This is a genomic window from Halobacillus sp. BBL2006 (genome assembly GCF_000786645.1).
Lineage (GTDB): Bacteria > Bacillota > Bacilli > Bacillales > Halobacillaceae > Halobacillus.
The window spans coordinates 1-6467 of the sequence record NZ_JRNX01000585.1; the positions used below are offsets into that span (position 1 = coordinate 1).

The following is a 6467-nucleotide window of genomic DNA, read 5'->3' on the forward strand; positions in this document are numbered from 1 at the left end:
GCGCACGGTTTAAACCCGAACGCTGTAAAAGCCATGAAAGAGGTCGATATCGACATCAGTGATCAGAAGTCTGATATCATCGATCCGGATATTTTAAACAATGCCGCTTATGCGATTACACTATGCGGGGATGCGAATGACAAATGTCCAATGACTCCATCACATGTGACTCGTTTACACTGGGGATTTGATGATCCAGCAAAAGCAGAAGGCACGGAAGAAGAAAAGTGGGCGGTATTCCAGCGTGTGCGTGATGAGATCAGTGCGCGTATTCAGCAGTTTGCGGTTGAACAAAAATAAATAATCTTCATTAATAGCTGTAGTTTTCTAAGGTTAGGATTATATAGTCGGCAACCACTGGTCTTGATCAAAGAGGGATAGTCTTTGCGTTATTTGCGCGAATTAAAGTTGCGCTTTTCCAGAAATGGAGAGCGCTTTTTTTTTGAAACAAATCTACTTTTTTATCGTCTATTAGGAGGATAGGGGGGACGAGAATGATATTGATGATAAATGGAGCTTTTGGGGTCGGAAAAACAAGCTTAGCCGAACGGCTGGTAAACGAAATACCAAACAGCATGCTTTTTGATCCGGAAAATGTGGGGTTTTTTCTTAGAGAGATCCTTCCTGATGATGTGAAGCAACGAGAAGCTGACAGTGGGGATTTTCAGGATTTTAAGCTCTGGAAAGAACTGACCGTTCAGGTAGCCGAACATTTGGTGAGTACTTATCAGATGCTCTTGATTGTACCCATGACAATAAGGAACAAAAATTATCTAGACTACATACGAAGCGGGTTTGAAAAGGTGGATGAGGACACACATCACTTCTGTCTACTGGCTAAAAAAGAAACGATCTTCGAGAGACTGCGAGAACGTGGAGAAGAAGAAGGGAATTGGTGCTTCCAGCAAGCAGACTCATGCCTTAAAGCGTTTGAAGAAGAAGACTTTCACACATACATTGAGACTGACCATAAGCCTTTGAGCCAGGTAGTCGAAGAAATCAAAGAAACTATTGAGAAACCTCCCTCGCTTTGAAATAATTGTAAGTATTCTGTTTATGTGGTGTCAGGTACCGGAAATCGGTGTTTGGTGTCAGGTACCAAGAACCGGGATTGTGGTACCAGGTACTGAAATGAGAACTTCCGGTACCTGGTACCGGAAAGGCGTGAGGTGGTACCAGGTACCGAAAAGAAGTCAGGTGGTACCAGGTACGCAAAAAAGAGTCTTCGGTACCTGACACCACACATCAAGAGGGAGGGGTCAGCTAGATGCAATGGTTATTGATGCTGCTTGTCTTTATCGGCGGCGTTGGAGTAGCAATACAGTCAACGGTAAACGGTGGGCTCGGGCAAAAGGTTGGTGTATTTGAAGGGGCGTTCGTCTCCTTTTTAGTTGGGACCGTTGCTTTGTTTTTAGTCATGCTGTTTTTTGGAAGAGGAAATCTTCTTAACGTGTTTCAAGTACCGAAATGGCAATTGCTTGGCGGGTTGCTGGGGGCTTTCTACGTTTCAACGATGGTTTTAACAGTGCCTCGCTTAGGAGTTGCGGCATCTATTATTACACTGATTGCCGCTCAGCTAATCGCCAGTTCCCTGATCGATCATTTCGGGTTGTTCGGGATGCCGCAAATTCAATTAGACGGCCAGCGGATTGCTGGTATGATCCTCATGATTATCGCTGTCATTCTTTTTACTAAAAGATAATATAACCTTACATAAAGGGGATTTTTATTTTGAAAAAATGGATGATTACGCTTGGGGTGTTAGCTGTAAGTGTGGTATTGGTAATTTTTATTTTGGGTAATAAAAATGGTACGACAAAAGCGGTGGATAGTAATTCGATCATCGCTGCCTATCAAGCGATAGAGATGGAGAATGAAATCGAATCGGCGATTGCCAAAGACGTTTTTAAGAAAAAAAGTTATCCTGATGGATATGATTTGAATGTTTCACCTCCGCAAAAAGAAGCTCAGCTTGTCATGCGTCCGTATTCACAAAAGTTTTTCGATAAAATGAAGAATGATCTGCAAAAATCAATGGAAACTGTACTGGAGAAAAATCATCATGGGGATTTCAAAGCTATCGTTGCTGCCTATTGGAACGATAGTAATCAATCGGAGTTACACAAAGAACAAAATCAGAAATTAGATGAAGTTATGAAAAAATTCCAGAATGAAAATGAAGTGGAAGTTATGTCTGGAAGAAGCTATGCTGCGACCGACGGCCACATAAAACGTGTACAGTTAATCTTTTATAAAGGGAAGGATGAGCTCAAAGATATTCTGAAGGTGAATGAATATCATAAAGAGTTTAGTCAAATAGCTTCAGAAAAAGAGTTTGATCTTACCAGGGTCCCTTTAATCTTCACCCAACGTTCAGACCGTGACTGGGAAATGAAGGTTATACCAGCCATCGATCAAGGCTTAACTAACGCTAGCCAATTACCGATTCATTCGGTGACTCTTTTGACAGAAGAAGATCCGATTATCGTCAACACGACTTTGCGTTCGTCAGATGACGAGGCAGGAGACAAAGCGAAAAAAATCGAGAATCTGATGGTAGAGTTCTTTGAAATAGACCAGATAAAGGAAGAATTCCCTGGACCACACGAAATTCAGGTGCTGAGCAAGTCTGGTCAACGAATCAACTAATCAAATCCAGTATTAATTAAAATATTGGTGGGGATTCTTATGGAAAACAAAATGATTTACGGGATGAATATGAACATCCATCAGCGCGATGCCCACACGATTCAAGTGTATATTCTTGATGTAAAACAAGGCGATCATCCATACCACGTCACTACGATCGAGCATTCCTCTAAGCGTGATACGAAAACGAAATCAAATGGTGAACCTTATGCCAGGGTTCACGACAATCTATTTAATGTACTGAAATCGCAGTTAGTGAAAGTAGGAAAATGGGAAGAAGAGCAATGAAGATCGGCGCTGTCCAATTAGGGCAGCGTTTGTTTTTTCTTTTTGCGTTTATAAGCGATGAAGGACGTTTTCAAAGAGGCATAGGCCCCGACCGCTGCATTTCCATAGAAAAATCCCATGAAGACGCCTGCCCACCAATTGTGAGGGTGAGCAATGAAAATAGAGATAATTAAGCCGATCACATTGGCTAAGGAGGGAACGAGCGGTTTAGGGATAGGAAACAATATTTTGATCAACTGTGTGAGGATGAGGACAGATGGGACGGCGATAACAGCATCCCAGAAATTTGTGTGGATGACAGGAAAGTGTTCCATAGATCATCACTCCTTTTTATTCAACCTGGATCTTCGAAAAGAATAGCGAAGGTCTGATTTGTTCATGCTATCAATAGTATGGAAGAAATGAGGAGTAATTATGATTTATATTTATAATGATTACGGTGGAACTCACACCACTTCTTTAGCGGCTGCCTATCATTTAAATCTCATCAATCCTTCAGATAAGCCATTGACTTCTGAAGAGGTTTTAGCTGTTCCTTACTTTAATCAACTGACCAAGAAGGATTTTGGGAAACTTATTTTTCATGGGGAAGATGAAGAGGGGCATCCAGTATATACAATTGGACGTAAAACCTCTAAGCTTGTCGTGCCAGCTTTAAGTGACTTGTGCCATATGTTTATGAATCTGTTCGATATCGACGACCGAATCATCTTTTCGAACACCTCTCCAACAGTGCCTTTCGTTATGACGATGGGTGGAATGCTTTCAAGAGGCTTAGGGATCGATTCGCTTGGGGTTCCGTTATTGATAAAAGGAGCCCAGAAGTGCCACCCGTCTATTCATGAATTAGTGAAAGAAACGAAGCGTGTTGCACACAGCCATTCCAATGAAAAAGTAATTGTGCTGAAAAATAAAGAGTTCCAAGCTTAATAGTTATAAAATACAGAAAATCTCATCAGCATCGATGAGATTTTTTTCGTGCTTAATGATGAACCTGGGGAGAACGCCCATCCTATTTTTTTTTACTTACATAGGCTATGGTTGACGAGAAAAAAGGAGGAGATCATATGAGTCACTGTGGATGCTATTCACCGCGTTATTATGGTGGAGCCGGATATGGAAACAGTTTTGTTTTGATCATTGTTCTGTTTATTCTATTGGTCATTGTAGGAGCAGCATTTTACTGCTAATCCATTATTGGTCCAGGTCTTCAAAAGGCCTGGACTTATTCTTTTGGTTTGAATAGGAGGATTTGAGTTATGAAAAATGAAATCGTAAAAGTAGCACAGCGGTTTCTCTCCACTCATTTTCCAGATTGCGAAGCAGCACTGCTTTCAGGGAGTGTAGTAAGGGGAGAGGCGACGCCAGCTTCAGATTTGGATATGGTTATCCTTGGCAAAGACTCTTTCCGAAAATCATACTTATTTGAAGATTATCCTGTTGAAGCATTTGTTCATAATGAAGGGTCGCTTGATATGCAATTTTTTATTGAAAAACAACAGGGGACGCCTTTGATTACGAGAATGTGCGCGGAAGGTGTGATTCTTAAAGGAGATCAGGCGGCTGAATCATTAGTTGAAAAAGGGAAAACGCATTTAGCTGAAGGTCCCGCTGCGCTTCCATCTTATAAAATGGATGAATGCAGGTACATCCTCTCTGACCTTCTTGACGATTTGGAAGGTTCTCAAGTTTGGCAGGAGGACGTTTATACAGTCAGCGCAATTATGGAGAGCTGTCATCATTTTGTTTTAAGGGCGAATCAAAAGTGGACGGGAGAAGGGAAATGGATGTATCGTTCCCTGAAGAAATTTGATGAAAGTATAGCGGAACGGCTCACGCAATGTGTGCAGACCTTTTATAAGGAAAATCAAAAAGAGCCATTGATCGAATTTGTCGATGAGATGCTCGCTCCTTATGGTGGTCGCTTGTTCCATGATTATACGCAGTGAAAAAAGAGGTCAGCGAATGGCTGATTTCTGAATCAAATCGGGACAAGCTATTGCAAAGAAAGCATATTTTTGACCAGAGCAGCTGGTATTTGACTGAACAAACGAACAGAGGAGGGGTAACATGAAAATTGTCATCGGTGCAGGAGAACACAACAATAATCCAGACTGGATTCAAACCCAGGAGTCCGAACTAAACCTTTTGAAAGAATCAAATTGGAAAGAACAGTTTTCTCATGAATCCATCGAAGTGATTTTGGCGGAGCACGTATGGGAACATTTAGATTATGAAGAAGGTAAAGAAGCGGCAGGTATTTGTCATCCGTATCTTAAGCGTGGAGGATATATCCGATGTGCCGTCCCTGAGGGAAATTTTCCCGATGAGAATTATCAGGCGGGAGTACAAATAGGCGGCCCTGGTCCAATTTCATTTAATAGGTGTAATAAGAGTGGAAATAAATCAGCTGCGAGCATTTGACCTTGTCGTTCGTCTTGGATCATTTAGTAAAGCATCGAGACAATTGGATGTTACTCAGCCTACGAGCAGCCAAAGGATTAGAGAACTTGAAAAGAGTGTAGGTCATAGAACAGGCAAATACATGGAACCCACAGATTTAGATAAAGGGTTCTTACCTTACGCTCAACAAGCGTTATAGATTGAGTTTAATAAAAAATAAAAAGCTCCCTTCTGGGAACATTAAGAAAAAAGTAAAAGGAGGTCTCAGATATGTGGAGCAATCTATTGATCGGTCTGCTTATTCCCGGAGTAATAATCGGTTACTTGTTTAGAAAAAAACCGGCATTAGTAATACTCATGTATCCACTAGGGGTAGCCATTGGATTTGTAGGAAGTGATTGGGGCTTCGAACTTTTTTGGAAAGTTTCTCCCACTTATGAAAATAACTCCTCAATTTCAGCATTTCCTTACAAAATCGGTTACTTCCCCCTGTTGACCTCTCTCTTTGGTTATATAAGGACAAAGGAGATAATCAAAACACCGTTGCTTATTTTTTTATTCACGATCAGTACGACTTTTTTAGAATTCCTGGCTGTTTGGTCGGGGAAAATTCATTATTTTAATGGGTGGAACATTTTCTTGACATTTTTCATCTATTTAGCTGGTTTTATTGGGGCGTTCTTCTATATAAAAATGCTGAAGAAGTATAAAATTTTAGTATAGAGTCTTACGTGTGGTGACAGCAAAATAAGTATCAATTTGGGGTTATAGTTTTAGATATCATTGTTGTTCTTTATTATCCATAAAAAAACAGAATCTCATTTAACGGGAATGGTGGCTGGTCTCTACTACGCTAATGCTTTAATACAGCGGGGGTCAGGCACCGACAAATGATGGATCCATTAATAACAGTTCAAGTTATTGATGGAATCGTCGTACTAGTTGGGAAAAGAAAATTTGTTAAGTTGAAATTAAATAATATTTAAATAGCAAGCAGAGTGTTTTTTAGAATATCTTGACATTGAGATCTCAAGAAAAGGGGGATTTGTTCACTCATTGTTTATGCTTTAAATAACCATTAGTGGCTGAGTAATTTTAATAAAGGGTACACACCAAAAAAATCAAAA

At 40.5% G+C, this 6467-nt stretch carries 11 protein-coding genes and 1 pseudogene; 11 read left to right on the top strand and 1 reads right to left on the bottom strand.

Annotation, left to right across the window (positions count from 1 at the left end; all coding sequences use genetic code 11):
* From LD39_RS16375 to LD39_RS16395, 5 genes are all read left to right on the top strand, one after another.
* A partial coding sequence (locus LD39_RS16375; RefSeq protein ID WP_035549895.1) for an arsenate reductase occupies positions 1–300 on the top strand: 300 nt, incomplete at its 5' end.
* A 194-nt stretch (positions 301–494) separates the two neighbouring features.
* Positions 495–1034, top strand: coding sequence for an AAA family ATPase (locus tag LD39_RS16380; RefSeq protein ID WP_035549899.1), 540 nt, complete (start codon positions 495–497; stop codon positions 1032–1034).
* 233 nt (positions 1035–1267) lie between these two features.
* Positions 1268–1702 (top strand): DMT family transporter, encoded by a 435-nt coding sequence (locus LD39_RS16385; protein ID WP_035549902.1) that lies wholly within the window; start codon positions 1268–1270, stop codon positions 1700–1702.
* A gap of 29 nt (positions 1703–1731) precedes the next feature.
* Entirely contained in the window at positions 1732–2649 is a 918-nt protein-coding gene (locus tag LD39_RS16390; protein ID WP_035549904.1) for a hypothetical protein, read from the top strand.
* 39 nt (positions 2650–2688) lie between these two features.
* Positions 2689–2937 (top strand): hypothetical protein, encoded by a 249-nt coding sequence (locus LD39_RS16395; protein ID WP_035549907.1) that lies wholly within the window; start codon positions 2689–2691, stop codon positions 2935–2937.
* 17 nt (positions 2938–2954) lie between these two features.
* On the opposite strand, the gene LD39_RS16400 is transcribed toward LD39_RS16395, so the two are convergent.
* Positions 2955–3251 carry a hypothetical protein gene (locus LD39_RS16400; RefSeq protein WP_035549909.1) on the bottom strand — a complete coding sequence of 99 codons (297 nt, stop codon included), beginning with the start codon at positions 3249–3251 and terminating at the stop codon, positions 2955–2957.
* Between the two features lie 100 nt (positions 3252–3351).
* Between LD39_RS16400 and LD39_RS16405 the strand changes: the two genes are divergently transcribed.
* The 6 genes and pseudogenes from LD39_RS16405 (at position 3352) to LD39_RS16425 (ending at position 6063) form a co-directional block, all read left to right on the top strand.
* On the top strand, positions 3352–3867 hold the full coding sequence (locus tag LD39_RS16405) for a DUF3189 family protein (protein ID WP_035549912.1): 516 nt from the start codon (positions 3352–3354) through the stop codon (positions 3865–3867).
* A gap of 137 nt (positions 3868–4004) precedes the next feature.
* Entirely contained in the window at positions 4005–4127 is a 123-nt protein-coding gene (locus tag LD39_RS22265; protein ID WP_081988487.1) for a YjcZ family sporulation protein, read from the top strand.
* Positions 4128–4196: 69 nt separating this feature from the next.
* Positions 4197–4886, top strand: coding sequence for a nucleotidyltransferase domain-containing protein (locus LD39_RS16410; RefSeq protein WP_035549915.1), 690 nt, complete (start codon positions 4197–4199; stop codon positions 4884–4886).
* A 121-nt stretch (positions 4887–5007) separates the two neighbouring features.
* Positions 5008–5307, top strand: a pseudogene (locus LD39_RS16415) (SAM-dependent methyltransferase); the annotation flags it as partial.
* 25 nt (positions 5308–5332) lie between these two features.
* Entirely contained in the window at positions 5333–5539 is a 207-nt protein-coding gene (locus LD39_RS16420) for a LysR family transcriptional regulator (RefSeq protein ID WP_035549918.1), read from the top strand.
* A 71-nt stretch (positions 5540–5610) separates the two neighbouring features.
* Entirely contained in the window at positions 5611–6063 is a 453-nt protein-coding gene (locus tag LD39_RS16425; protein ID WP_035549921.1) for a hypothetical protein, read from the top strand.
* Positions 6064–6467: the final 404 nt, after the last annotated feature.